Origin of the sequence: Mycobacterium shottsii (assembly GCF_010728525.1) — a bacterium.
Classification (GTDB): domain Bacteria; phylum Actinomycetota; class Actinomycetes; order Mycobacteriales; family Mycobacteriaceae; genus Mycobacterium; species Mycobacterium marinum.
On the sequence record NZ_AP022572.1, the window covers coordinates 5,444,020 to 5,468,947 of the forward strand.

At 67.5% G+C, this 24,928-nt stretch carries 22 protein-coding genes, 1 tRNA gene and 2 pseudogenes; 14 read left to right on the top strand and 11 right to left on the bottom strand.

Going from position 1 to position 24,928, the window contains the following annotated elements:
• Positions 1 to 32: 32 nt before the first annotated feature.
• From G6N41_RS25115 to G6N41_RS25125, 3 genes are all read right to left on the bottom strand, one after another.
• Positions 33 to 272, bottom strand: a complete 240-nt coding sequence (locus G6N41_RS25115) for a redoxin NrdH (protein ID WP_012393468.1) — start codon at positions 270 to 272, stop codon at positions 33 to 35.
• 518 nt (positions 273 to 790) lie between these two features.
• Positions 791 to 3,877, bottom strand: coding sequence for a PPE family protein (locus G6N41_RS25120; protein WP_198965994.1), 3,087 nt, complete (start codon positions 3,875 to 3,877; stop codon positions 791 to 793).
• A 483-nt stretch (positions 3,878 to 4,360) separates the two neighbouring features.
• Positions 4,361 to 4,918 (bottom strand): NAD(P)H-dependent oxidoreductase, encoded by a 558-nt coding sequence (locus tag G6N41_RS25125; protein ID WP_198965995.1) that lies wholly within the window; start codon positions 4,916 to 4,918, stop codon positions 4,361 to 4,363.
• A 90-nt stretch (positions 4,919 to 5,008) separates the two neighbouring features.
• Between G6N41_RS25125 and G6N41_RS25130 the strand changes: the two genes are divergently transcribed.
• Complete coding sequence (locus G6N41_RS25130; protein WP_020728120.1) at positions 5,009 to 5,611, top strand: TetR/AcrR family transcriptional regulator; 603 nt, start codon at positions 5,009 to 5,011, stop codon at positions 5,609 to 5,611.
• A gap of 40 nt (positions 5,612 to 5,651) precedes the next feature.
• Here G6N41_RS25130 and G6N41_RS25135 read toward each other — a convergent pair whose 3' ends face one another.
• Positions 5,652 to 6,527 carry an SDR family oxidoreductase gene (locus tag G6N41_RS25135; RefSeq protein ID WP_198965996.1) on the bottom strand — a complete coding sequence of 292 codons (876 nt, stop codon included), beginning with the start codon at positions 6,525 to 6,527 and terminating at the stop codon, positions 5,652 to 5,654.
• A 72-nt stretch (positions 6,528 to 6,599) separates the two neighbouring features.
• Positions 6,600 to 7,250 (bottom strand): TetR/AcrR family transcriptional regulator, encoded by a 651-nt coding sequence (locus G6N41_RS25140; protein WP_085979879.1) that lies wholly within the window; start codon positions 7,248 to 7,250, stop codon positions 6,600 to 6,602.
• 113 nt (positions 7,251 to 7,363) lie between these two features.
• On the opposite strand from G6N41_RS25140, the gene G6N41_RS25145 reads away from it, so the two are divergent.
• The gene (locus G6N41_RS25145) at positions 7,364 to 8,842 is read left to right on the top strand and encodes a cytochrome P450 (protein ID WP_198965997.1); all 1,479 of its coding nucleotides are present in this window, start codon (positions 7,364 to 7,366) and stop codon (positions 8,840 to 8,842) included.
• 27 nt (positions 8,843 to 8,869) lie between these two features.
• On the opposite strand, the gene G6N41_RS25150 is transcribed toward G6N41_RS25145, so the two are convergent.
• A complete protein-coding gene (locus G6N41_RS25150; protein WP_020728117.1) occupies positions 8,870 to 9,400 on the bottom strand; it encodes a 2-isopropylmalate synthase in 531 nt (176 codons plus the stop codon).
• Between the two features lie 270 nt (positions 9,401 to 9,670).
• On the opposite strand from G6N41_RS25150, the gene G6N41_RS25155 reads away from it, so the two are divergent.
• Complete coding sequence (locus G6N41_RS25155; protein ID WP_198968063.1) at positions 9,671 to 9,982, top strand: hypothetical protein; 312 nt, start codon at positions 9,671 to 9,673, stop codon at positions 9,980 to 9,982.
• 10 nt (positions 9,983 to 9,992) lie between these two features.
• Here the strand turns inward: G6N41_RS25155 and G6N41_RS25160 are convergent, their stop codons facing one another.
• The gene (locus G6N41_RS25160) at positions 9,993 to 10,862 is read right to left on the bottom strand and encodes an IS5 family transposase (protein ID WP_198968018.1); all 870 of its coding nucleotides are present in this window, start codon (positions 10,860 to 10,862) and stop codon (positions 9,993 to 9,995) included.
• Between the two features lie 67 nt (positions 10,863 to 10,929).
• On the opposite strand from G6N41_RS25160, the gene G6N41_RS25165 reads away from it, so the two are divergent.
• From G6N41_RS25165 to G6N41_RS25185, 6 genes are all read left to right on the top strand, one after another.
• Positions 10,930 to 11,175 carry a hypothetical protein gene (locus G6N41_RS25165; RefSeq protein ID WP_198965727.1) on the top strand — a complete coding sequence of 82 codons (246 nt, stop codon included), beginning with the start codon at positions 10,930 to 10,932 and terminating at the stop codon, positions 11,173 to 11,175.
• The gene (locus G6N41_RS25170) at positions 11,144 to 11,299 is read left to right on the top strand and encodes a hypothetical protein (protein ID WP_198965232.1); all 156 of its coding nucleotides are present in this window, start codon (positions 11,144 to 11,146) and stop codon (positions 11,297 to 11,299) included. The genes G6N41_RS25165 and G6N41_RS25170 overlap by 32 nt, the downstream gene beginning before the upstream one ends.
• Before the next feature lie 10 nt (positions 11,300 to 11,309).
• On the top strand, positions 11,310 to 11,858 hold the full coding sequence (locus G6N41_RS25175) for a hypothetical protein (RefSeq protein ID WP_231608575.1): 549 nt from the start codon (positions 11,310 to 11,312) through the stop codon (positions 11,856 to 11,858).
• Positions 11,859 to 11,987: 129 nt separating this feature from the next.
• Positions 11,988 to 13,061 carry a PE family protein gene (locus G6N41_RS30205; RefSeq protein WP_407663689.1) on the top strand — a complete coding sequence of 358 codons (1,074 nt, stop codon included), beginning with the start codon at positions 11,988 to 11,990 and terminating at the stop codon, positions 13,059 to 13,061.
• The gene (locus G6N41_RS29665) at positions 13,061 to 18,436 is read left to right on the top strand and encodes a PE family protein (RefSeq protein ID WP_407663690.1); all 5,376 of its coding nucleotides are present in this window, start codon (positions 13,061 to 13,063) and stop codon (positions 18,434 to 18,436) included. The genes G6N41_RS30205 and G6N41_RS29665 overlap by 1 nt, the downstream gene beginning before the upstream one ends.
• Positions 18,437 to 18,545: 109 nt before the next feature.
• Complete coding sequence (locus G6N41_RS25185; RefSeq protein ID WP_020732333.1) at positions 18,546 to 18,698, top strand: hypothetical protein; 153 nt, start codon at positions 18,546 to 18,548, stop codon at positions 18,696 to 18,698.
• Between the two features lie 356 nt (positions 18,699 to 19,054).
• Here the strand turns inward: G6N41_RS25185 and G6N41_RS25190 are convergent.
• The 3 genes and pseudogenes from G6N41_RS25190 to G6N41_RS25200 form a co-directional block, all read right to left on the bottom strand.
• A tRNA-Ala gene (locus G6N41_RS25190) sits at positions 19,055 to 19,127 on the bottom strand.
• Positions 19,128 to 19,192: 65 nt separating this feature from the next.
• A complete protein-coding gene (pgm, locus tag G6N41_RS25195; RefSeq protein WP_198968019.1) occupies positions 19,193 to 20,824 on the bottom strand; it encodes a phosphoglucomutase (alpha-D-glucose-1,6-bisphosphate-dependent) in 1,632 nt (543 codons plus the stop codon).
• Between the two features lie 93 nt (positions 20,825 to 20,917).
• Positions 20,918 to 21,789, bottom strand: a pseudogene (locus tag G6N41_RS25200) (IS5 family transposase).
• Positions 21,790 to 21,883: 94 nt separating this feature from the next.
• Here G6N41_RS25200 and crcB (G6N41_RS25205) point away from each other — a divergent pair.
• The 3 genes from crcB (G6N41_RS25205) to G6N41_RS25215 are packed head-to-tail and all read left to right on the top strand — an operon-like array spanning position 21,884 to position 23,756.
• The gene (gene crcB / locus G6N41_RS25205; RefSeq protein WP_198965998.1) at positions 21,884 to 22,279 is read left to right on the top strand and encodes a fluoride efflux transporter CrcB; all 396 of its coding nucleotides are present in this window, start codon (positions 21,884 to 21,886) and stop codon (positions 22,277 to 22,279) included.
• On the top strand, positions 22,279 to 22,653 hold the full coding sequence (gene crcB, locus G6N41_RS25210) for a fluoride efflux transporter CrcB (RefSeq protein ID WP_198965999.1): 375 nt from the start codon (positions 22,279 to 22,281) through the stop codon (positions 22,651 to 22,653). The genes crcB (G6N41_RS25205) and crcB (G6N41_RS25210) overlap by 1 nt, the downstream gene beginning before the upstream one ends.
• Entirely contained in the window at positions 22,650 to 23,756 is a 1,107-nt protein-coding gene (locus G6N41_RS25215) for a DUF190 domain-containing protein (RefSeq protein WP_198966000.1), read from the top strand. Before crcB (G6N41_RS25210) ends, G6N41_RS25215 begins: the two co-directional genes overlap by 4 nt.
• Before the next feature lie 10 nt (positions 23,757 to 23,766).
• Here G6N41_RS25215 and G6N41_RS25220 read toward each other — a convergent pair.
• Positions 23,767 to 24,117: pseudogene (locus G6N41_RS25220) on the bottom strand (GNAT family N-acetyltransferase); the annotation flags it as partial.
• Between the two features lie 103 nt (positions 24,118 to 24,220).
• On the opposite strand from G6N41_RS25220, the gene G6N41_RS25225 reads away from it, so the two are divergent.
• Positions 24,221 to 24,532 carry a hypothetical protein gene (locus G6N41_RS25225; RefSeq protein ID WP_198968078.1) on the top strand — a complete coding sequence of 104 codons (312 nt, stop codon included), beginning with the start codon at positions 24,221 to 24,223 and terminating at the stop codon, positions 24,530 to 24,532.
• A complete protein-coding gene (locus tag G6N41_RS25230; RefSeq protein ID WP_198913147.1) occupies positions 24,508 to 24,927 on the top strand; it encodes a hypothetical protein in 420 nt (139 codons plus the stop codon). Before G6N41_RS25225 ends, G6N41_RS25230 begins: the two co-directional genes overlap by 25 nt.
• Position 24,928: the final 1 nt, after the last annotated feature.

Below are 24,928 nucleotides of genomic sequence, written 5' to 3' on the forward strand. Positions count from 1 at the left end.
CTATCGTCTGCCCCGCTGTGCGCCGGGCGCCGCTATGCGCTCAGCGCCGACTTGGCGAGCGCCTTGATGCGGTCGGGCCGAAAACCGGACCAGTGGTCGTCGCCGGCCACCACGACGGGCGCCTGCAGGTAGCCCAGCGCCATCACGTAGTCGCGCGCCTCCGGATCCAGGCTGATGTCGACCTTGTCGTAGTCGATGCCCTGCTTGTCCAGTGCCTTGTAGGTGGCGCTGCACTGCACGCATGCGGGCTTGGTGTACACGGTGATGGTCATGGGTGTACCGCTCCTTTGCGGAAGTCGGGGAGTCTGGCCTGTTGGGACTGGCAACGATTTGGGTTGTGCGTCTTCGCTATGTTTCAGCGGCCCGGCAAGCCCCCAAATTCCCGTTGCGCGGCCGCCATGTCCGTCGACCTGGCGATGCCGATCCCGGGAAGTTCCTCGAATCCCGTGAATCTGCTGGGAACCGGTGAACCTGGGTTCTGTCGGTCCTCGAAACACTACACCTAGGGGGTGACAACGAGAAGAGGTACAAGATGTTCGGAATGACATTTTTGAAATTCCCTGGTCGTAAGGCTGTGTCGGACGTCGACACGGCGTGTCGCAGATCACAAACCCGCCGGCCGCGTCGTCCACGAATGGTGTACCACCGACCACCGACCACCGACAGCGGCGCGGTCCAGTCGCACCGAGCCGACCAGCAGCAAACGCGCCGATGTGCCGCCCGGCGGCGCTGCGCTCGTAGCCCCTGGCGCCCGGGCCACCGGCGCAAACGCCGGCCGCGCTACGTGCGACTACGGACCGGTCCCCGTGAAGAAGAAGCCGGAGAGTCTGGTTCCGGCGTTGGCGACCCCGGAGACAAAGGCCGGCGTCACCGAGCCCGTGTTGCCGAACCCGGAGATAGTACTGCCCAGGTTCAAGATGCCCGACTGCAGTGCGCCGACATTGAGTAGGCCGGAGCTGCCCGCACCGGTAACCGAGGCGAAGTTCAGGAAGCCTGAATTGCCGACGCCGTAGTTGCCCACCCCGGACTCGCTGCCCTCCCCCGAGTTGAGCAGACCAGACGGTGGGTTGGTGGTCGAGTTGAAGAAGCCCGGAGTCCCGTCGATCAGACCTTGGTGGTCGCCATCGACGAAGAAGCCGTTGCTGTAGTTGCCGGAAATGAACGCGCCGGTGTTGACGTCGCCGCTGTTGGCCAGGCCGGTGTTGTAGTCGCCCGAGTTGAGGTAACCGGTGTTGTGATCACCGGAGTTGAAGCTGCCGGTGTTGGTGCTGCCCGTGTTGAATCCACCGGAGTTGTAGTTGCCCGCGTTGCCCACACCGGTGTTGACCAGGCCCGTGTTGAACAGGCCGGTGTTGGTGGCCCCCGCGTTGCCGATGCCGGTGTTGTAGTTCCCGGAGTTGCCGATCCCGAAGCTGCCGGTGCCCGAGTTGAACAACCCGATGTTGCCGGTGCCCGAGTTGAACAACCCGATGTTGCCGGTGCCCGAGTTCAGCGCCCCGAACCCGATCTGCCCATCCCCGCTGAGCCCAATCCCGATGTTGTTGCTGCCCGTATTGGCGAAACCGAAATTGTTGAAGCCGGCATTGCCCACACCCACGTTGTGGTCACCCGCATTGCCGAAACCAACATTCGAGTCACCCAGGTTGCCCAGGCCGATGTTGTAGTCACCCAGGTTGCCCGGACCGATGTTGTGGTCGCCCAGGTTCCCGAAGCCAAGGTTGAAGCTGCCCACATTGCCGCCACCGACGTTGCCGAAACCGATGTTTCCGCTGCCAATGTTTGCACTGCCGAAGTTTGCGCCGCCCAGGTTGAGGTCGCCGATGTTTGCGCTACCCAGGTTTGCAAACCCAAGGTTCGCGAAGCCCAAGTTATGAATCCTGCTGGCCCCGCGGAACACGCCGGCTAGGTCGACGCCCGTATTTGCAATACCCGAAACATTGGCCACCTCTGTCGGATCCAGCGTGGTCGAGTTGTATATGCCAGATATGGTATTGCCCACGTTGGCCATGCCGGACTGCAGTGCGCCATCGTTGATGAAGCCGGAGTTTCCGAGGCCGCCGATACCGGTGTTTGCGAAGCCGGAGTTATTGGCTCCGAGGTTGATCAGACCCGAGAGGCTGCCCGCACCGGAGTTGAAGAAGCCCGAGGTAGGACCGGTTCCGGAGTTGAAGAAGCCCGACGAGGGGCTGGTGGTCGAGTTGGCGAATCCGGGGCCGGGGAAGCTGAACAGCGGAATTTCGTAGGGACCGAACGTTCTGGGACCCACTTCGTAGTGATAGAGCTGATCCCAAACAAAATTCAGCGCAATGGGGTCGGTGGTGGTCTCATCGACGGTGATCGGGCCAAAATCATAGAAAATCGGGATGGGGGTTCCGTTGATATATACCAACGCATCCAGGGGCAAACTTGGAATCGTGAACTCTTGTATGGTGATGGGTCCGATGGCGCCGGTGAATGGTATGTACACGGGAATATCGAGGGTGCCGTATGCGGGGAACTCGGACACCGTGATCGAGTAGGACCAACCGATCAAGTTCTGATAATCGCCTCTGGCGAAGAATCCGTTGCTGTAATTTCCGGAGATGAATGCGCCCGTGTTGACGTCACCGGCATTGACAAAACCGGTGTTGTAGTCACCCGAGTTGAGGTAACCGGTGTTGTAGTCACCCTGGTTAAGCCCGCCGGTGTTGTAGTCGCCCGGGTTGAAACTGCCGGTGTTGGTGCTGCCCGTGTTGAAGCCGCCGGAGTTGTAGTTGCCCGCGTTGCCCACACCGGTGTTGACCAGACCCGCATTCAACAGGCCGGTGTTGGTGGCGCCCGCGTTGCCGATGCCAGTGTTGTAGTCACCGGAGTTGCCGAGCCCGAAGTTGCCCGTCCCCGAATTGAACAACCCGATGTTGTCGGTGCCGGAGTTGAACAACCCGATATTTCCGGTGCCCGAGTTCAGCGCCCCGAACCCGACCTGCCCATCCCCACTGAGCCCAATCCCGATGTTGTTGCTGCCCGTATTGGCGAAACCGAAATTGTTGAAGCCGGCATTGGCCACACCCACGTTGTGGTCACCCGCATTGCCGAAACCAACACTGGAATCACCCAGGTTCCCCAGGCCAATGTTGTAGTTACCCAGGTTGCCCGGACCAATGTTGTAGCTGCCGCGGTTGCCCGAGCCCACATTGATGCCGCCGATATTGCCGCTACCGACGTTGCCGGAACCGATATTGCCCAAGCCCAGATTGAAATCGCCGATATTTGCCGCGCCTACATTTCCCTGGCCGGCGTTTGTGAAGCCAACATTGAAGCTGATCGACCTGGCGACCGAACCAAGGGCCGCGGCGGGAGCCGCCAGGCCCGCCAGGGTTTGGGTTGGCCAGCTCAACGGGGTCAGCGCGGCGGCAACCGAGGAGGCCCCGGCATGGTAATCAAGCATCGCCACCACGTCCTGGGCCCACATCTGCTCATACTGAGCTTCAGCGGTTGCGATGGCCGGGGCGTTTTGCCCGAACAGGTTGGAGCCGACCAACGACACGAGCTGAGCACGGTTGGCAGCCACCAGCCCCGGCTCGACCGTCACAGCCCGCGCGGCCTCGAACACGTGCGCCGCGGTTTTGGCCTGTTCGGCCGCCTGTTCGGCGTGCGCCCCGGACGCACTCAGCCATCCGACATAGGAAGCGGCCACGTCCGACATCACCGCCGCCGCCGGCCCCTGCCACGAATCGCCCGTCAGGCCCGATGTCACCGCCAAGAACGCGGCCGCCGCCGAGCGCAACTCGGCGGCCAACCCGGTCCAGGCGGTCGCAGCAGCCAGCACCGGCCCGGAGCCCGCGCCGCTAAATAATCGCTCCGAGTTGATCTCCGGCGGCAGCACCGCAAAATTCATTCGTCACCCGGTCCGTGGTCGACCGGGCACCATCCCAATGGCCAGACTAATCGCGTTGCGTCGATCTGAGGCGCTCTTGCGCGTCACCCGCCGCGCCACCTCGGCAGGCGGCCAAAGCCGTGATGCAAGTGGCCACCTGTTGCTGACCGCTTTGCTGGCCGCGCATCTCAAGCCCCCGCCTCCTCGCAATCGCTCCAGTCTCAACCCGGCAGCCGCCGAGCCGGAGGTGGTTTGCGGAGGACCCTACGACAGGCCGTGCGCGGATGGTGAATATCCGCGAAGCCGCCTCTGGACGACTTCCAGAAACCACCCCTGGGAGCAATCTTGCCACACCCAAAAGAGGTCACCTGACACAATCATTCAAATTGGCCGCGGCACGTAAAATGGCTAGCGGACAATAGAATCCGATTCTAGAGCGCGGCTCGGTCGGTGGGGTGCGAGTCGGCGTGCGGGCCCAGTCCGCTAATCCCACCGACCGCCAGGTCAGCCGACTTCGGCCGCGAGCTTGGCGATGATGTCACGTACGTTCGCAGTTAGCTCGGAGTTGTCTGCGGGCGGGTTTCCCTCCAGCGTCAGGAACGGCACCGAGAGTTTGATCGCGTCGCTGACGCGAGCGCCGGCGATGCCAAATGATTTGCGGGTGTCGTCATGTGCCCATACCCCGCCGTACCGGCCGAAGGCCCCTCCGATGACCGCCAATGGCTTGTCCTTCAACGCACCGTCGCCGAACGGCCGGGACAGCCAGTCGATCGCATTCTTGATGACTGCGGGGATGCTGCCGTTGTATTCCGGCGTGACCACCAGCGCGGCATCGGACTGCGCGGCCACCTCGCGTAACGCGGATACCGGCGCGGGCACCTGGTCGGGCGTATCGATGTCTTCGTTGTAGAAGGGCAAGTCCCCCAGGCCTTCGAAGACCGTGACGCTGACGCCGTCGGGCGCAGCGTCGGCCGCGAGTTGAGCGATCTGGCGGTTGATAGACGCCACACGCAGGCTGCCCACTAGCGCCAAGATTTTGATGTCGGACGTTGTCTGTGCCACTGGCCCGTTCCCCTCACTGGTTGGTCTTCATTGTTGCAATATCTAAACGGACTATGGTCCGATTTATTCCAACCAAGCTACAGTGCTGGGGTGAGCGGCGTCGAGGGGCTGGGAGAGCTGCCCGTATCCGCTCGCCAGGAACGCGGTGACGCGGCGCGCAATCGTGAGCTGTTGCTGCAAGCGGCACGCCGCCTGGTCGCCAAGCGCGGCGCGGAAGCCGTCACCACCGATGACATCGCCGCCGAGGCGGGCGTCGGCAAGGGCACCCTGTTTCGCCGGTTCGGCAGTCGCGCCGGCCTGATGATGGTGCTGCTCGACGAAGACGAGCGCGCCAGTCAGCAGGCGTTCCTGTTCGGTCCGCCACCGCTGGGCCCCGACGCCGCACCACTGGACCGCCTCATTGCGTTCGGTCGCGAGCGGATCTGCTTCGTTCACGCTCACCACGAGCTGCTCTCGGAAGCCAATCGCAATCCGCTGACCCGCTACGGCGCGGCGGCCTCGGTGCACCGTAGACACGTGCGGGTGCTCTTGGAGTCGGCAGACACCACGGGTGATCTTGATGTCCAAACCGATGCCCTGCTGGCCCTACTCGACGTCGACTATGTCGAACATCAGCTCAACGATCGCGGCCACACCCTGCGCACGCTCGGTGACGCATGGGAGGACCTCGCTCGCAAGCTGTGCGGCCGATGACCAGCGGCTCAGCATTGCGACGCAGGCGCGCGACGACAGGTTACTCGCGCTGCGGCAGGGCCACCGGTTTGGGTTTGAGCGCGCGCGTGAAGATCACGTTGACCTGGCGCATCGCCACGCTGTACGGCCACCATGCGAGCCGCTTGAACGCGTAAAGCGCGCGGATATCAGCCGAGGTGTAGACCAGATACCTGTTTCTGGCGACCCCGGCCAGGATCTTCTCGGCGGCCTTTTCCGGCGAAACGGCATGGCCGCTGAAGCGGTTCACCCAGCGGTTCACCTGCGGGTCTTCGCGGTCGACGCCGGCGATTTCGACCGTATTGACCAGTGGGGTGTCCACCGCACCCGGCACCACGACCGACACACCGATCCGATGGCGCGCCAGGTCGAAGCGCAGCACTTCAGACAGTCCGCGCAGACCGTACTTGCTGGCGCTATAGGCGGCGTGCCAGGGCAGCGCGACCAGCCCCGCCGCCGAGGACACGTTGACCAAATGCCCGCCCCGACCAGCCGCAACCATCGGCGGGACGAAGGTCTCGATCACATGGATCGGACCCATCAGATTGACGGCGACCATCTTGCTCCACTGTTCGTGTGACAGCCGGTCCACGGTCCCCCACGCCGAAATGCCGGCGATGTTGAGCACTACGTCCATGCTGGGGTGGCTGGTGTGGATGTCGGCCGCGAAGGCGGCCACCTCGTCGTAGTCGGAGATATCCAGAACACGATGCTCGGGCACCTGCACACCGAGCGCGCGGGCCGCCGACACGGTCTGCGCCAAACCGTCACCGTCGCGATCGGTCAAATACAGTTCGGCGCCCTGCTCAGCAAGCCGCAAAGCGGTAGCGCGGCCGATACCGCTGGCCGCCCCCGTGACAAGACACCGCTTTCCCGCGAAATACCGCCGCTGCGCCATGGCGGTGACGATACCGGCGGTAACGGCGCGCGCCGCTCGGCCCAGACCACCGGGATCCTTCCGACCGCCCCGTCAGGTCCGGATCGGACCACCCCAGAGCGCGTTGAGCCACATCTGCTCGAGCACCCGCACCCTGCGCTCCAAGTCACTGTCGCGACCCACCAACAGCGCGTCCCCGGTCAACATCAGCGCGGTGGTGGCCGTCAGCGTGCGAATCAGCGTCGGCAGGTCTTCACTGATCGGGTTCGCGGTGCCGGCCCGCATCTCGGCATCGATGACACCGACAATTTCGCGCAACACCACGTCGAATTGCTGATCGAGGATGTCGCGAATCTCAATGTCGGTGTGTCTCGCGGCATTGCAGGCCATCATCACCGGGTCGTTGTGCGTGTAGACGATCGCCGCACTACCAACCATCCGCTTGGCGAACTCCTGCGGCGACTCACCGGGCTGGCGGGGCGCAAAATACTGCGTGCGCTCTTCGAGTTCCTCAACCGCCTCCGCCATGAGCTGCGCGAGCACCGAGTACTTGGAATCGAAATAGAAGTAGAAGCCTGAGCGGGCCACGCCGGCGCGGTTACTGATCGTGGCGACCGACAACTCCGCGAACGGCCGCTCCTCGAGGAGTTCGCGCACCGCCTGCAAGATCGCCTGTCGCTGCTTGTCGCCTCGTCGTCGCAACGTCGGCCCACGCTGCTTCTCATCGGCGGCCTGGCCGTTCACCATTCGATCACCCTCCGACCATGCACCAAGCCGCACGAAAAGGAAACTTGACAGCCGTCAAGTTCGTCCTGAGGATAGGTGGAAGTGACGGCTGCCACAACGAAGGAGCGCCAGTGGCCACTATCAGTACCCCGGCATACCTCCTCGACCAAGCCCAGCGTCGGCTGACCCCGTCGTTCAACAATTTCCCCGGCATGGGCATGGTCGAGCGCTGGCTACTCAAGACGCAATTTCCCGAAACCACGCTCGCCGATCCCCCACCGGGCAGTGACCTCAAGCCGGTTGTCGGTGATGCAGGATTGCCTATCCTGGGGCACCTCATCGAGATGTTGCGCGGCGGACCCGACTACTTGATGTTCCTGTACCGAACCAAGGGCCCGGTCGTATTCGGCGACTCGCCGGTGCTGCCGGCCGTCGTCGCCCTGGGGCCCGACGCCGCCCAGGTCATCTACTCCAACCGCAACAAGGACTATTCGCAACAAGGCTGGGTCCCGGTGATGGGGCCGTTCTTTCGCCGCGGGCTGATGCTGCTGGACTTCGAAGAACACATGTTCCACCGCCGGATCATGCAGGAGGCATTCGTCCGGTCCCGGCTGGTTGGCTACGTCGAGCACATGGACGAGGTGGCATCGCGAGCCATCGCCGAAGAGTGGGCCACCAACGACGCGCGCTTCCTGCTCTATCCCGCGATGAAGAAGCTGACCCTTGACATCGCGTCCATGGTCTTCATGGGCCACGAACCGGGCACCGACCACGAGCTGGTGACCAAGGTGAACCGGGCGTTCACCACGACGACCCGCGCGGGCAACGCGGTGATCCGCACCAGCGTGCCACCGTTCACCTGGTGGCGAGGGATACGGGCAAGGCAGCTTCTGGAAAACTACTTCGCCGCCCGGGTCACCGAACGGCGCGGCCAGGAGGGCAACGACCTACTCACGGTGCTGTGCCATACCGCCGACGAGGACGGCAACCGGTTCTCCGACCAGGACATCCTCAACCACATGATCTTCTTGATGATGGCGGCCCATGACACGTCGACGTCGACGGCCACGACGATGGCCTACCACCTGGCCGCCCATCCGGAGTGGCAGCAGCGCTGCCGGGACGAATCGGACCGCCTCGGTGACGGACCACTCGACATCGAGGCGCTGGAAAAGCTGGAGTCCCTCGATCTGGTGATGAACGAGTCGATCCGCTTGGTGACCCCGGTCCAATGGGCGATGCGGCAGACCGTGCGGGATACGGAGCTGCTGGGCTACTACCTACCCAAAGGCACCAACGTCATCGCATACCCGGGGATGAACCATCGCCTGCCCGAATTCTGGACGGATCCAATGACATTCGACCCGGATCGGTTCGCCGAGCCGCGCAACGAGCACAAGCGGCACCGCTACGCGTTCACACCGTTTGGCGGCGGCGCGCACAAATGCCTCGGCATGGTGTTCGGTCAATTGGAGATCAAGACGATCCTGCACCGATTGCTGCGCCGCTACCGCCTGGAGCTCGCCCGGCCGGACTACCGTGCGTGCTGGGACTACGGCGGTATGCCCGTCCCCAAGGACGGGATGCCGATCGTGTTGCGCCCGCTCTGATCACCCGCCCACCAGCCGAGCCGGACATCAGTCGAGCAGCCGGTTAGCGCAGGCGATCAGCGCACGCAGCGCGGATTGAGTCGGGTCCTGCGACCAGCCCATAGCCCACTGGAAGCGCACCCCGTCGGTTCCGTAGATGAACGTCGCGGTGTGTGGGCCGGATTGCACCTGATGGAATTTCAGCGTCTCGACCATGATCGCGCGGTCGTGCAGCATCGCGGTCAGGGCTGCCATCGGGCCGCCCGCGGCGGCAGTCGAGGTGCTCATCTGATCCCCGACGGCGATCATCGCGCGGAAGCTGCGGGCCTGCGGCCCGAGCCGCCCGGATGGCCGATCCGCGTCGGTGCACTCCCAGTGCCCCAACCGGACCGGACCGGCGGTGCGACCATAGGTCGCGACAAAGCGATCCCATGACATCGTGGCGGCCTGCTCGCGCAGTCCGCGCGGCAAGTCGACGCCGAAGATTCCCGCGAAATGCGCTCGCGCGCCTGGCTTGCGCGCCGAACCGTCGATCGGTTCGGGGTCGAGGTCCAGATCGAAAGTGGTGAGCAGAGTCATGGTGGCGGTCTTCTCTGATTCGCAGGAGCGACCGACGGCAGTAGCTTCCGACCCACAGCGGGGGGTCGGTCTGGATCAGACCCCGCTGCGGGTGCTGGCTACTACGGCACGCTCGAGAAAACGCACGAACGGTGACATTAGACGGGGTCGGCGACCGGCGCAAGCGGGCGGCAAGCATCACGAGAAATGCCCGTGAAGCGCCCTCGGTGCATCACGTAAAAATGCCCGCGAAACGGTCGATCCTCAGCAGGCATGGGAAGTGGGCTGTCGATGTCGTCTCGGGCCGAGATCACCGCGAAGTTCGCCAGGGCGTATGTGGGGGCACCGAAGGCGGACAAGGGGCAGATTCTGGATCAGGTGGTGGCGGTCACCGGCTGGTCGCGTGACAACGCCCGGCGGCGGTTGAGGGCGGCGGCCGCGCCGCCGGGAGCGGGTCGGCAGGTCGCCAAACGGACTCGCCGGCAACGCAATCCGAAGTACTCTAGGATGCGCTCAAGGTGTTGCAGAAGGTGTGGGCGGCCTCAGGCGGGCAGTGCGGCCGGTACCTGGCCGCTTCCATGGCACTTCAGTTGGATGCTCTAGGTCCTGTCTGCTAATTGCGGACGCGGTGGTAGGTGATGATGGCGGCCAGGGTGACACCGCCGAGGTAGGGCAGGGCGTATTTGTCGTAGCAGGTGGCGACCGCGCGCCAGTGTTTGAGCCGGTTGAAGCTTCGCTCGACGGTGTTGCGGTGCTTGTAGATTCGGCCTGAGAACCCCGGAGGCCGTCCTCTGTTGCGGCCTTTGGCTTTGCGGCGGGTGATCTGGTCGCTGCGCTCGGGGATGGTATGGGCGATCTTGAGCCGGCGCAGCTGTGCCCGCGTCGAGTCATAGGAGTACGCCTTGTCCGCCAGCAGGCGAAACGGGGCGTATGAGTTGCTGCACCGGGCGGCCAGCAATGGCCAAAGCATCGGATTATCACCGGCTTGACCGGCCGACAGTGCCAGGGTGACCGGACTGCACAGCTGGTCGGTCAAGGCGTGGATCTTGGTAGTCAGCCCGCCGCGGGAACGCCCAATGGCGTGGTCATCGGGCTCATCGAGATATTTCTTGTAATTCGACAGATCCCCTGTGCGGCGCCCGGGCGCTCCGGCTGCGTGTCGGTGGGCGCGCACACTGGTCGAATCGACCGACAACAGTGCGCCCAGGTCGGCGTCCTCGGCGTCGAGGTCAGAGGCGATCGCCGCGAAGATCCGCGCGTAGATGCCATCGACCGACCAGCGTAGATGCCTCTCGGCCACCGATTGCCAGGGACCGAAGTGCTCGGGCAGGTCACACCACGGAGATCCCGTACGGTAACGCCAGATAATGCCCTCCAGAGTACGTCGATGATCGTTCCACGGCCGGCCACGCCGCCGCCCCGCAGGCAACACCGCCACGATCAGCGACCACAAATCATCAGAAATCGCATGCATCCGCATCACCCAAACAGCATCAGCCAAAACACCATTCACATTAAGCAGACACGCCCTAGAACGCCACGGCGAACTGGTGGACGGCCGTGACCGTTACGGCCCGGCGGTGCGTGCCGAGCTGTTGGCGATGAGCAGCGCCACGATCGACCGCTACCTGCGCGGCGCCAAGGCCCGCGACCAGATCTCGGGTGTGTCGACGACGAAACCCTCCCGCTGCTGCGGTCCTCGATCACCATCTGCAAAGCAGGCGATGAGGCCGAAGAATCTCCGGGTTCTTCGAAGGCGACACCGTGGCGCACTGCGGCCCGACACTGAAAGGTGAGTTCGCCCGCACGGTCAACCTCACCGACATGCACATCGGCTGGGTGTTCACCCGCACGGTGCGCAACAACGCCCACCCCACATCCTGGGCGCCCTCAAAACCGGAATTACTAAAATCCCTATAAGGTAACGGGTTTGGACTTCGACAACGGCACCGAATTCCTCAATAAGGCGGTCATCAAGTGGGCCGCGGACATGGAGATCTTCTTCACCCGCTCACGACCCTACAAGAAGAACGACCAGGCCACCATCGAGTCCAAAAACAACCACCTCGTGCGTCGCTACGGGTTCTACTACCGCTACGACACCGACGAAGAACGCGCCGTGCTCAACCGGCTGTGGCACCTGGTCAACGACCGGCTCAACTACCTGACCCCCACCATCAAACCCATCAGCTACGGCTGCAGCCGCGACGGTCACCGCCGCCGGCTCTACGACAAGCCCCAGACCCCCCTGGACCGGCTGCTGGCCGCCGGAGTCCTCTCAGCGGCCCAACAAACAGAGCTGCTCACCTACCGCAACAGCCTCAACCCCGCCGCGATCGCCCACCAGATCGCCGACCTGCAAGCCGCCCTGCTCAGACTCGCCAAAGACAAGACCGAACAGCTCTACCCCGCCGCCATACCCGCCGCTCTACCCGCCCTCAAAGCCGGCATCCGCATCAAAAGCAAGACCACCACCTGACCCCGATTTCGCGGGCATTCCTTACCTGATGCATGAACCAGGTTTCGCAGGCATCTTGACTTGATGCATCACGTGGCTGCGGGTGCACTGCCGTCACCGAGCGTGTTTTGGAGCTGCCCTGTGTCGTACATGTCTATCTCACCGGAAATCGTGTCATCGGCCGCGGGTGAATTGGCGAACATCGGATCGACGGTCAGCGCGGCCAACGCGGCGGCTGCCGCCGCCACGACAGAGTTGTTGGCTGCGGGCTCTGACGAGGTATCGACGCGCATCGCAGCGCTCTTTGGCGCCAACGGCGTCGAGTATCAGGCCATCAGCGCACAGATAGCGTCGTTTCACGACCGGTTCGTTGCGGCTTTGAACACTGGGACGAGTTCGTATGTGTGGGCTGAGGCGACCAACGTTGAGCAGAATCTGCTGAACGCGGTCAACGCGCCGGTCCAGACTCTGCTCGGGCGCCCGTTGATCGGCAACGGTGCCAATGCGACAACCCCCGGTGGTGCGGGCGGCGACGGTGGGCTGCTCTACGGCAGTGGCGGCAACGGCGCGGCCGGTGCGCCCGGGCAGGCCGGCGGGGCCGGCGGATCCGCGGGCCTATGGGGCAACGGCGGCTCTGGCGGCTCCGGCGGAATAGGCGGCGGCACCGGCGGCAACGGCGGCAGCGGCGGGTGGCTGCTTGGCCGCGGTGGCATCGGCGGTGCGGGCGGCACTGGTGGCGGTAGCGGGGGTAGCGGTGGAGGCGCGTGGCTGTTTGGCGACGGCGGCGCAGGTGGGATGGGCGGCACCGGCGGCTCCGGTGGCGGCTTCGGCGGCACCGGCGGGCACGGTGGGCTGCTGTATGGCAACGGCGCCGCTGGCCGCGCCGGTGCAACTGGGCAGACCGGCGGGTCCGGCGGATGGGCGGCGCTGTGGGGCCGCGGTGGGGCTGGTGGGGCTGGCGGCGACAACGGTGGGTTCGCCGGTGGCGACGGCGGCCACGGCGGACTTTTGTGCGGCGCCGGCGGTGACGGCGGCCTCGGTGGCGGCGATGGTGGCAATGCCGGGTGGTTGTTGGGCTTCGGCGGGCACGGCGGCGCCGGCGGCGATGGCGGCTTCGCGGGCGGCGAGGGCGGTAACGGTGGATGGCTGTTGGGCTTCGGCGGGCACGGCGGCACCGGCGGCATCGGCGGCGGCGCAGGCGGGGCGGCGCAGGCGGCCTGGTGATGGGCTTCGGCGGGCACGGCGGCACCGGCGGCATCGGCGGCGGCACAGGCGGGGCGGGCGGCGCAGGCGGCCTGGTGATGGGCTTCGGCGGGCACGGCGGCACCGGCGGCATCGGCGGCGGCACAGGCGGGGCGGGCGGTCAGGCCGCGCTGCTCTTCGGGCACGGCGGCAACCCCGGATGGCTGTTGGGCCGAGCTGGCTCCGGCGGAGACGGCGGGGCCGGCGGGGCTGCTACCACAGTCGGCGCCACCGGAGGCGTGGGTGGCCACGGCGGGGCCGGCGGTCAAGCCGCGCTGTTGTTCGGCTGCGGTGGGACCGGGGGCCACGCCGGTGCTGGCGGCGCCGGTGGCGGCGGCACGGGCGCAAGCAGTCTTACCGGTATCGGCGGTGCTGGCGGGGACGGCGGGGTCGGCGGTCCCAGCGGCCAAGCCGGAGCCGGCGGTGCCGGCAACCTGTTCAGCCACAACGGATCCAGGGGTCATGCGGGCATCGGCGGAGACGGCGGTGACGGCGGCACCGGAGGAACCGGCGGAGAAGGCACCGACGCCGCCGCAGGATCCGGCCTCACCGGCGGCACCGGATACGCCGGCGGCGCCGGCGGCAACAGCGGCCTCGGCGGCACCAACGGATCCGGCGGACACGGCGGCACCGGCGGGACTGGCGGATCCGGCGCGGACGCACTGGACGGCAGCGGTGCGAGCGGCCACGACGGCGGGGACAGTGGCGCCGGCGGTGACGGCGGGACCGGCGGGCAGGCGGTAACGCCGGGACCGGAGCCGGCGAGGCGGGCAACAACGGCGATGGCGGAGCCGGCGGGACGGGCGGCAACAGCGGCGCCCAAGCTGGCGACGGCGGCGCCGGAGCCGCCAACACCACGATCGGCGGGACCGGCGGAGCCGGCGGATCTGGCGGAAACATCGGCGCTGGGGGTGCCGGGGGTCAGGGCGGCGCGGCCGGCACCACAAGCGGGGTCGGCGGCGCCAGCGGCGCCAGCGGCACTAGCGGCCAGTCCATCGGTACCGGCGGCGACGGCGGCGCAGGCGGGGCTGGCGGCACCGGAACCACCGGCGCCGACGCAGCTGCCGGCAGCGGACTCGACGGAGACATCGGCGGCACCGGAGGCGCCGGTGGAGCAGGAGGAACCGGCGGATCCGGAGGCACCGACTCGGGAGTCGGTGGATCCGGCGGTGGCGGGGGCGTCGGCGGCACCGGCGGCCAAGGCGGAGCCGGTAGCGACAACAGTGCGAATGCCGGAGTCGCAGGCGGAGCGGGCGGCCACGGCGGGGCCGGCGGTACTGGTTGGTGCTGCCGGCTCTGGTGGCACTGGATCCGTTGCGGGTGCCGACGGGTCATCCGGGGACGGCGGTACCGGCGGGCTAGGTGGCGACGGCGGGGCTGGTGGCACCGGTTCTATGGGCGCAGTCGACGGCGGCACTGGCGGCCAAGGCGCATCAGGCGGCGCAGGCGGAACCGGTGGAACCGGCGGCGCAGCCGGAACCGGCACCGGCGGCATCCAAGGCGCCGGCGGCCAAGGCGGCACCGGCCGCACCGGCGCCGACAGCACCGACCCAACCCTCGCCGGCCAAGCCGGCGGCCAAGGCGGCACCGGAGGCACCGGCGGAGCCGCAGGCACCGGCGGAGCCGCAGGCACCGGCGGAGCCGCAGGCACCGGCGGAGCCGCAGGCACCGGCGGAGCCGCAGGCACCGGCGGAGCCGCAGGCACCGGCGGCGCGGGCGCCGACAACACCACCACGGTCAGCGCCGGCGCCCAAGGCGCCACCGGAGGCACCGGCGGCGCAGGCGGAACCGGCGGAACGGGCGGTGCAGCCGGAACCGGCACCGGCGGTACCCAAGGCGCCGGCGGCCAGGGCGGCACCGGCGGAACCGGAGGCACGGGCGGTATCGGCGGCGCCGGTACCGACAGCGCCGGCCCGTCGCAAATCGCGCAAGCCGGCGGCCAAGGCGGCACCGGAGGAACCGGCGGAGCCGCAGGCACCGGCGGCGCAGGCGGAACCGGCGGAACCGGCGGCGCAGCCGGAACCGGCACCGGTGGCATCCAAGGCGCCGGCGGCCAAGGCGAAACCCGCGGAACCGGAGGCCAAGGCGGCACCGGCGGAGACGGCACCGACAACAGCACCACCCCAGGAGCAACCGGCGGCGCCGGCGGCCAAGGCGGCACCGGAGGAACCGGCACCGACAGCACCGACCCAACCCTCGCCGGCCAAGCCGGCGGCAAAGGCGGCACCGGAGGAACCGGCGGAGCGGCCGGTCAAGGCGGCACCGGATCAGTGACCGGCGCCGAGGGCTCCGCCGGCGACGGCGGCAGCGGCGGACTCGGCGGCGGCGGCGCAGGCGCCGACAACACCACCGCGGTCAGCACCGGCGCCCAAGGCGCCACCGGACGCACCGGCGGCGCAGGCGGCCAAGGCGGAACCTGCGGCGCAGCCGGAACCGGCACCGGCGGCATCCAAGGCGCCGGCGGCCAAGGCGGCACCGGAGGAACCGGAGGAACCGGAGGCACCGGAGGCACCGGCACCGACAGCACCGACAGCACCGACCCAACCCTCGCCGGCCAAGCCGGCGGCAAAGGCGGCACCGGCGGCACTGGTGGCGCAGCCGGTCAAGGCGGCACCGGTTCCACCAGCGGGTCCGCGGGCACCGCCGGCGACGGCGGCACCGGAAGACTCGGCGGCGACGGCGGCGCAGGCGCCGACAACACCACAACGGTCAGCGCCGGCGCCCAAGGCGCCACCGGAGGCACCGGCGGCGCAGGCGGAACCGGCGGCGCAGCCGGAACCGGCACCGGCGGCATCCAAGGCGCCGGCGGCCAAGGCGGCACCGGCGGCGAAGGCGGCCAAGGTACCACCGCCGTGAACCCGGGCGACACCGGCGGCCAAGGCGCATCAGGCGGCGCAGGCGGAACCGGCGGCACCGGCGGCACAGCCGGAACCGGCACCGGCGGCACCCAAGGCGCCGGCGGCCAAGGCTGCACCGGCGGAACCGGAGGCCAAGGCGGCACCGGCGGAACCGGCGGCGCAGCAGGCAGCGGCGGCACCGGATCCACCATGGGCGCCGACGGCTCCTCCGGCGACGGCGGCACCGGCGGACTCGGCGGCGACGGCGGCAAAGGCGGCCAAGGCACCACCGGAACGGCGGGCGCCGGCACCGGGGGCCAAGGCGCATCAGGCGGCGCAGGCGGAACCGGCGGCGCAGCCGGAACCGGCACCGGCGGCATCCAAGGCGCCGGCGGCCAAGGCGGCGACGGCGGAACCGGAGGTAAAGGCGGTACCGGCGGAGTTGGCGTTAACAACACTGCCAACACGGGAGTGGATCGCGGCGACGGCGGCGCCGGCGGTCAAGGCGGCGAAGGTGGCGGGGCCGGTCAAGGCGGCACCGGATCGGTCACGGGCACCACGGGTACCGGCGGCACCGGCGGGGCTGGTGGTGCCGGCGGCACGGGCGGTACCGGCGGCACCGGCGGCAAAGATCCGAGCCAGCACGCTGGTGCTGGTGGCGCTGGCGGCGACGGCGGCGTAGGCGGTGCTGGCGGGGCCGGCAACGGCGGCACCGGAGGCGGCACCGGAGGCCACGGCGGCGCTGCCGGCAACGGCGGAGCCGGCGGAGCCGGAGGCGGCATCCCGTCGGGCATTGCTGGCGGCGACCCAGGCTCCGGCGGTAGCGGCGGCGCTGGCGGCACCGGCGGGGCCGGCATCGGCGCTACCGGCGGCGGCACCGGCGGCGGAGGTGGCACCGGCGGCGGTGGCGGCGCCGGCGGTCAGGGCGGCGAGCTCGGCGGCGACGGCGGGGCCGGCGGTGCGGCCGGTGATGGCGGCGTCGGCGGTACAGGCGAGATCGGTGGCGGTCACGGAGGGACCGGCGGCCTCGGTGGCGATGGTGGCACCGGCGGCCTCGGCGATGGGGGCACCGGAGGCACTGGGGGCACTGGGGGCACCGGCGGCAACGGCGGTGTCGCCGCGGCGCTTCCCGACGGGACTCTCGGGACCGGCGGCGCAGGCGGCGACGGCGGCACCGGAGGCGCAGCCGGTGCCGGCGGCAGCGGCACGGGCACGGGCGCTGACGGCAGTTCCGGCAACGGCGGGACGGGCGGCGACGGCGGCGACGCCGGCGGCGGCAGCAGCGGCACCAGAGCCGCCCTCCCCGCAGGCCTCGACGGCGGCGACGGCGGTGCCGGCGGGACCGGCGGCGCGGGAATCGGTGGAATCGGCGGCGGCGACGGCGGAAACGGTGGCGACGGCGGCGGCGGCAACGGGCGGCAGGGCTCGGCCGGACAGGTCGGCGGAGACGGTGGATCTGGCGGGACCGGCGGTGCCGGTGGCGCTGCCGGCGCGGGCGGCGCGGGCGGCGGGGCTAGCGGCGCCGCTGGAGACGGCGGAGCGGGGGGAAACGGCGGGAAGGGCGGGCTTGGCGGCGCTCCCACCGCTAACAACGGCCAAGCCGGCCAAACTGGCGGCGTAGGAGGCAGGGGTGGTGACGGCGGTGCGGGCGGCGCCGGCATTGGCGCTAGTGGCGGCGGCGACGGCGGAGCCGGGGGCCACGGGGGCAACGGCGGCACCGGCGGCAAGGGCCAAGGCGGCGATGCCTCCAATGGCCCCGGTGGCATTGGCGGTACAGGTGGGGCCGCTGGTGATGGTGGTAACGGCGGCGCAGCCCGGTCCACCGGTAGCGGTGCGGGCGGTGTGGGCGGCGCGGGTGGCGCCGCCGGCAACGGCGGCACCGGCGGCGATGCTGGGGCCGGCGGAAACGGCAGCGGAGGCGACGGCGGCAACGCCGGCGGCGGCGGGTCCGGCGGCACAGGCGGAGCAGCCGCACTAGCCGCCGTAGGTGGTGACGGCGGTGTCGGCGCCGCTGGAGGCACCGGCGGTGACGGCGGCGCCGCTGCCGGTACGGGTACCAACGGCACCAGCGGCGACGGCGGCGATGGCGGCCAGGGCGGTGTTGGCGGCCAAGGCGGTGTTGGCGCGTTCGACACCGGTACCGATAACGCCGGCACCGGCGGCACCGGCGGCAATGGCGGCAATGGCGGCCAGGGTGGAGCCGGCGGCACGGCCGGTGCCGGACCCGGCACACCGGGCACCGGGGGCACGGCCGGCCTCGGCGGTCAAGGCGGAAAGGGCGGCACCGGCGGCGTCTCCACTTTCAGTGGTAACAGCGGCGGTCAAGGCGGCCAAGGCGGCCAAGGCGGCCAGGGCGGTACCGGAGCCAACGGAGTCATCAGCGGCATCAACGGCGGCGCCGGCGCCCAAGGCGGCCAAGGCGGCCCAGGCGGCACCGGCGGATCCAGCAGCGCCGGCCCCGGCGGCCCAGGAGGCACCGGGGGCACCGGCGGTGACGGTGGTGACGGAGGTGCGGGCTAGAGCGTCACCGCCACCGTCTCCGTCGGCAACGGACCGTTTGGGGTGCCGGTCAGCCCCACCGGCCCCGAAGCCGGCGACATCTACGTCACCAACAGGGGGCAGCGACACGGTGTCGGTGATCGACCCCACCACCAACACCGTCATCGGCACGATCTCCGTCGGTACCAACCCGATCGAGGTGGCGGTCAGCCCGACCGGCGCCGAAGCCGGCGACGTCTATGTCGCAAATAAGGGTGACGACACCGTGTCGGTGATCAGCTAAGGGCTGGCCGACGCGCAACACTCTCCCGCATCACCGCAAGCTGCTGGCTGGACAAGGGCTTCAAAGACGGTCCGAACGGGCTCATCGCGCTCCAAGCCGTGGCCAGGGCCAAGGTCAACAGGAGGTTCGGCGGGTAACCGTCGCACACTCCGCCCGCGGTTTGGCAACGGCGGAGCGACTCGACCTTCGCTTCCAACACCTCGGGGTACCCGAGTGGCCTGCGAGTGCAGGGCCTTGGCCACCCAGTCGGCCGGTGTTCGAGCCCGCTGTCAGCGCGCGGACGAACACGGTCGTAAACCCACTCCTGACCACTCAAATCCAGCGTGGAAATACGCAAAATGCCCAGTTAAATCGAGTGGAGCTAAGGGGACTCGAACCCCTGACCCCCACACTGCCAGTGTGGTGCGCTACCAGCTGCGCCATAGCCCCGCGAAGTCGTGCTCATCGAAGCTACACCACTAGCATCACGGGTTCAAAGTCGCTGGCCGAAACGACTACCCGATCACCTGATTCACCACTTCGCGCGCGGTTTTCTGTACCTCGGCCAGATGCGCGGGCCCGTTGAAGGACTCTGCATAGATCTTGTAGACGTCTTCGGTGCCCGACGGACGCGCCGCGAACCACGCGTTGGCGGTGGTCACCTTGAGCCCACCCAGCGGTGCGCCGTTTCCCGGCGCCTGGGTCAGCTTGGCGGTGATCGGCTCACCAGCGAGTTCGGTGGCGCTGATCTGGTCGGGCGACAGCTTGGCCAGACGGGCCTTCTGGTCCCGATTTGCGGGCGCGTCTACCCGGGCATACGTGGGGGCGCCATATTTATCAGCCAGCGCACGGTACCGCTGCGAAGGCGTGGCGCCGGTGACGGCCAGGATCTCCGCGGCCAGCAGCGCCATGATGATGCCGTCTTTGTCGGTGGTCCAGACTGATCCGTCGCGCCACAGGAACGAGGCGCCCGCCGACTCCTCGCCGCCGAACCCGATGGTGCCGCCGATCAGGCCGTCGACGAACCACTTGAACCCGACCGGCACTTCCACAAGCTCACGGCCGATTCCTGCGACGACCCGGTCGATGATCGACGAACTGACGGCGGTCTTGCCCACGGCAATGCCTGCCGGCCACGACGGCCGGTGCGTGTACAGATAGTCGATGGCCACCGCCAGATAGTGATTCGGGTTCAGCAGCCCCTCATCAGGGGTGACGATGCCGTGTCGATCTGCGTCGGCGTCGTTGCCGGTCGCGATCTGGTAGTGGTCCCGGTTGGCGATCAGCGAGGCCATCGCATCCGGTGAGCTGCAGTCCATCCGGATCTTGCCGTCGTGATCGAGCGTCATGAACCGCCAGGTCGCGTCGACCAGCGGGTTGACCACGCTGAGCGCCAGACCGTGCCGACTGGCGATTTCACCCCAGTAGTCCACACTCGCCCCGCCCAGCGGATCGGCACCGATGCGAACCCCAGCCTCGCGGATGGCAGCGATATCGACCACGTTGGGCAAGTCGTCCACATAGTTGCCCAGGTAGTCATGCCGCTGCGCGGAACGTAGCGCTCGGGCCAATGGCATCCGCGCCACGCCTGCCCCGTCTCGCAGAATTTCGTTGGCGCGCTTGGCTATTGCGTTAGTGGCTTCGGTGTCGGCCGGGCCCCCGTTGGGGGGGTTGTATTTGAAGCCACCGTCCGGCGGCGGGTTGTGCGATGGCGTGACCACAATGCCGTCAGCCAGCGCCTCGGTGCGGCCGCGGTTGTAGGTCAAGATCGCGTGGCTGACCGCCGGCGTCGGTGTGTAGCGGTCCGCCGAGTCGATCATGGTGACCACGTTGTTGCCGGCGAGCACTTCCAGCGCCGACACCCAGGCCGGTTGCGAAAGACCATGTGTGTCGCGGCCGATGAACAGCGGTCCGGTGGTGCCACGTGCGGCACGGTACTCGACGATGGCCTGGGTTATGGCCAGAATGTGGGCCTCGTTGAACGCTCCGTTCAGCGCGGAGCCGCGATGACCCGAAGTGCCGAACACCACCTGCTGGGCGACGTCGTCCGGATCGGGTTCAATGGTGTAATAGGCCGTCACCAGGTGGGACAGATCGACCAGGTCTTCGGGCTGGGCCGGCTGTCCGGCCCGCGGGTTGGCAACCATGAGTACCAATTCTGCCTCCCCCTACCACTCGGGAACTTCCCAGGTATTCCCCAGGGTTTACCCACTTGCAAGTCCCCACCTAGGTCCTGTCTGCTAATTGCGGACGCGGTGGTAGGTGATGATGGCGGCCAGGGTGGCACCGCCGAGGTAGGTCAGGGCGTATTTGTCGTAGCAGGTGGCGACCGCGCGCCAGTGTTTGAGCCGGTTGAAGCTTCGCTCGACGGTGTTGCGGTGCTTGTAGATTCGGCCTGAGAACCCCGGAGGCCGTCCTCTGTTGCGGCCTTTGGCTTTGCGGCGGGTGATCTGGTCGCTGCGCTCGGGGATGGTATGGGCGATCTTGAGCCGGCGCAGCTGTGCCCGCGTCGAGTCATAGGAGTACGCCTTGTCCGCCAGCAGGCGAAACGGGGCGTATGAGTTGCTGCACCGGGCGGCCAGCAATGGCCAAAGCATCGGATTATCACCGGCTTGACCGGCCGACAGTGCCAGGGTGACCGGACTGCACAGCTGGTCGGTCAAGGCGTGGATCTTGGTAGTCAGCCCGCCGCGGGAACGCCCAATGGCGTGGTCATCGGGCTCATCGAGATATTTCTTGTAATTCGACAGATCCCCCTGTGCGGCGCCCGGGGCGCTCCGGCTGCGTGTTGGTGGGCGCGCACACTGGTCGAATCGACCGACAACAGTGCGCCCAGGTCGGCGTCCTCGGCGTCGAGGTCAGAGGCGATCGCCGCGAAGATCCGCGCGTAGATGCCATCGACCGACCAGCGTAGATGCCTCTCGGCCACCGATTGCCAGGGACCGAAGTGCTCGGGCAGGTCACACCACGGAGATCCCGTACGGTAACGCCAGATAATGCCCTCCAGAGTACGTCGATGATCGTTCCACGGCCGGCCACGCCGCCGCCCCGCAGGCAACACCGCCACGATCAGCGACCACAAATCATCAGAAATCGCATGCGTCCGCATCACCCAAACAGCATCAGCCAAAACACCATTCACATTAAGCAGACACGCCCTAGGCTGCTATTGGACACGAACTTGTACCGCGGGAGGGAAGCGACTGGTGGCACGCCCCGACTACCGAGAACTGGCCGCGATTTTCGCCGGCGGAGCCCTGGGCGCCCTGGCCCGCGCGGCATTGAGCACTCTGGCGGTCCCCGACCCGGCCAAGTGGCCCTGGCCCACCTTCACCGTGAACATCGTGGGCGCCTTCTTGGTGGGTTACTTCACCACCCGCCTGCTGGAGCGGTTGCCGTTGTCTAGCTACCGACGCCCACTGTTGGGAACCGGAGTGTGTGGCGGCCTAACCACTTTCTCGACGATGCAAGTCGAGACGCTGAAGATGATCGAGTACGGCCATTGGGCACTGGCCCTCGTCTACACGCTCGTGAGCGTTACTTTCGGGCTGCTGGCGGTCAAACTGGCGACAGTCGCGGTTCGCCGCGTGCGGGTGCGCTGATGACCGCAGGCACCGTGGTGGTTTGGATGGGCGTCATGGTCATTGGGGGCCTCGGTTCGACGCTGCGCTTTCTGGTGGACCGCACGATCGCGCGCAGAATGGCCAGGAAGTTTCCGTTTGGCACCTTCGCCGTAAACGTCAGCGGCGCAGCACTACTCGGATTCCTTGCCGGCCTGGCACTGTCCCGGGACGCGGCCCTGTTGGCGGGCACCGCGTTTGTGGGCGCCTACACCACCTTCTCCACTTGGATGCTGGAAACCCAACGGCTGAGCGAGGAACGGCAAATGTGGGTCGCGCTGGCCAATATTGGGCTCAGCGTGCTCGCCGGCCTCGGGGCGGCGTTGTTGGGGCACTGGATCGCGCAGCTGCTATGAGCGCGCAGAGCCTCAAGTTGACCGCGTACTTCGGTGAGCGGCATCGCGTTGTGGGTACCAATCGGTTCCTGGCCGATACGATGCTGGATCTGTTCGGCAACCGTGGCATCGCCACGAGCGTAATGCTGCTTGGTACCAACGGTTTCGGCCTCAAGCTCGAGCTGCGCAGCGATCAGTCGCTGAGCCTGTCCGAGGACCCTCCGGTGACAGTCGTCGCCGTCGATGTCGAGTCCAAGATCCGCTCGCTGGTCGACGAAGTGACGGCGATGACCGGCCGGGCGCTGTTGACACTCGAGCGCGCTCGACTGGTGACCCGGCACAACGGCGTCGAAGCATTGAACGACATCGAGCAGCAAACCGCGGACGCCGCAAAGCTGACCGTCTATGTCGGCCGCCAGGTCCGGGTTGGCGGATCCCCCGCCGCCTATGCCGTCTGCGAGTTGCTACGGCAGCATGGATTTGCCGGGGCCACGGTACTTCTTGGTGTGGACGGCACAGCAGATGGCGAACGATTCCGGGCCCGCTTTTTTGGCCGCAATGTCAACGTTCCGCTCATGATCATCGGCATCGGAACGGCCGCGCAGGTGTCCGCCGCCGCCACCAAACTCGCCACCGTACTGACCAACCCGCTGTTGACCATCGAACGGGTGCGGCTGTGCAAGAACGACGGCAGATTGTTCGCCCGCCCCCAACAGCTGCCGCCGACCGATGACCAAGGACGCCACCTGTGGCAGAAGCTGATGGTGCACACCTCCGAAGCCAGTCACCACGAGGGGGTGCCCATCCACCGTGCCCTGGTGCATCGACTGATGCAGTCCGGGGCGGCGCGCGGAGCGACCGCCCTACGCGGCATCTGGGGGTTTCATGGTGACCGCAGAACACACGGAGACAAGCTGTTTCGGATCACCCGCGATGTGCCGGTAACCACGATCATCATCGATACACCCGAGGCGATCGCGCGCAGCTTCGAGATTGTCGAGGACCTGACCACCCGTCACGGGCTGGTGACTAGCGAAATGATTCCTGCCGCAATGTCGTTCAGCGAGTCGTTGGACTGGACGCAACGCACCTGCGAACCCCCGATGGCTCGCTACGACTACTGAAGCGAAACCTTCAGCTGCGTAGTCCGGGCACGTCGTCGAGAGTGCGCGGTAGCACGTAGAGCGCCACGCGACGATCCGGCAGGTCATGTTCGCCCAGGAATGTGCAGCCACCGTTCTCGCAGAATCGGCGGGTGCCCCTGCTGCGATAGTCCGGGGAAAAGATGATCCGGCGGCATTGCGGTTCGGCATTGAGCACGCTGGCCACGAAGTGCGGCAGCAAGAGTTGGGCATTTCCCAGGCCAACGAACTTCGGTTCAGCCGTTGCGGCGTGGATGCCCAGATCATAGGGGTCAGACTCATATAGCGTTGATATGAGATCTTTCGCAGCCCTATATAATTCGAGGTATCCATAGTCCAGGCCGCGGCAAGCATCACGAGAAATGCCCGTGAAGCGTCCTCGGTGCATCACGTAAAAATGCCCGCGAAACGGTCGATCCTCGGCAGGCATGGGAAGTGGGCTGTCGATGTCGTCTCGGGCCGAGATCACCGCGAAGTTCGCCAGGGGGTATGTGGGGGCGCCGAAGGCGGGCAAGGGGCAGATTCTGGATCAGGTGGTGGCGGTCACCGGCTGGTCGCGTGACAACGCCCGGCGGCGGTTGAGGGCGGCGGCCGCGCCGGCGGGAGCGGGTCGGCAGGTCGCCAAACGGATTTGCCGGCAACGCAATCCGAAGTACTCTAGGATGCGCTCAAGGTGTTGCAGAAGGTGTGGGCGGCCTCAGGCGGGCAGTGCGGCCGGTACCTGGCCGCTTCCATGGCACTTCAGTTGGATGCTCTAGAACGCCACGGCGAACTGGTGGACGGCCGTGACCGTTACGGCCCGGCGGTGCGTGCCGAGCTGTTGGCGATGAGCAGCGCCACGATCGACCGCTACCTGCGCGGCGCCAAGGCCCGCGACCAGATCTCGGGTGTGTCGACGACGAAACCCTCCCCGCTGCTGCGGTCCTCGATCACCATCTGCAAAGCAGGCGATGAGGCCGAAGAATCTCCGGGGTTCTTCGAAGGCGACACCGTGGCGCACTGCGGCCCGACACTGAAAGGTGAGTTCGCCCGCACGGTCAACCTCACCGACATGCACATCGGCTGGGTGTTCACCCGCACGGTGCGCAACAACGCCCACCCCCACATCCTGGGCGCCCTCAAAACCGGAATTACTAAAATCCCTATAAGGTAAC